At 47.2% G+C, this 1,010-nt stretch carries 1 pseudogene; it reads left to right on the forward strand.

From position 1 onward, the window contains the following. Nucleotides 1-1,010 (forward strand): annotated as a pseudogene (locus R7F67_RS25075) (nuclease); the annotation flags it as partial.

Raw genomic sequence — 1,010 nt, forward strand, 5'->3', positions numbered from 1 at the left:
TGAATGCAGCTGAGCCACCTGCAGCATTTGTGTGTGAAGTGGATGGACACGCGCCAACGTTCACATCCATTCAAGACATTCAAGGTGAAGGTGCTTCTTCGCCATTTATCGATGGTTACCCATACATTACGACAGAAGAGCATTTTGTTACTGGTGTCGTGAGCGCTGTTACTAGCGGTTTGACGAAAGGCTTCTACCTGCAAGCTATCGAGAACGATAACAACGATAAGACGTCAGAAGGTCTATTTATTCATACGAACGCCGCAGATACCGAGCTAAAGCCTGGTGACGTAGTTTGTGTGAAAGGTAAGGTTCAGGAGTACTACAGCAATACTCAGCTTTCTTCTGACGCAACCAGCTATGTAAAAACTGGCACGTCAGACATTCCATTGGTGACGCCGCTTGTGATCAAAGAAGGCGAAACTCTGCGTGATGCGTTAGAGCGCCATGAAGGGATGCAAGTGACGCTGAACTCAGCCAGTGATTTGTTTGTTACTCGCAACTTCTCTTACGATTACGATTCAAAACGTAACAACATGATGTTGTCGCACCAAGCTCCGCTCTTTAAGCCAACTCAGCTTCACGCAGCAGACAGTGCAGAAGCGGTCGCGCTAGCAAAACAAAATGCAGAGAATCGAGTTTTCCTAGAATCTGATGCCAAAGCACCGAACGGCAAAATTCCTTACTACCCTGAGTTTGGTCAAGATTTGGATCAAGACGGTTCATCTGAACAGCACATTCGCTTAGGTTCGCGCGTTGAAGGTTTACAGGGCGTAGTGAATTACAGCTACAACGAATACCGCCTGATTGCGACAAATGAAGTCAATAACACCAACTTCGTGACTTCAGGTGAAGGCTTCGACGTGGCTCGTAAAGATGCCCCAGCGATTGCGGACTCAGATTTGCGTATTGCAAGCTTCAACGTACTGAACTACTTCAACTCCGTGGCTGACAGTGGTCATGAAAACCCAACCGGACAAAACCGTGGTGCGACTAATCTAGACGAATTC

The organism is Vibrio sp. YT-17 (assembly GCF_033337375.1).
GTDB lineage: Bacteria > Pseudomonadota > Gammaproteobacteria > Enterobacterales > Vibrionaceae > Vibrio > Vibrio alginolyticus.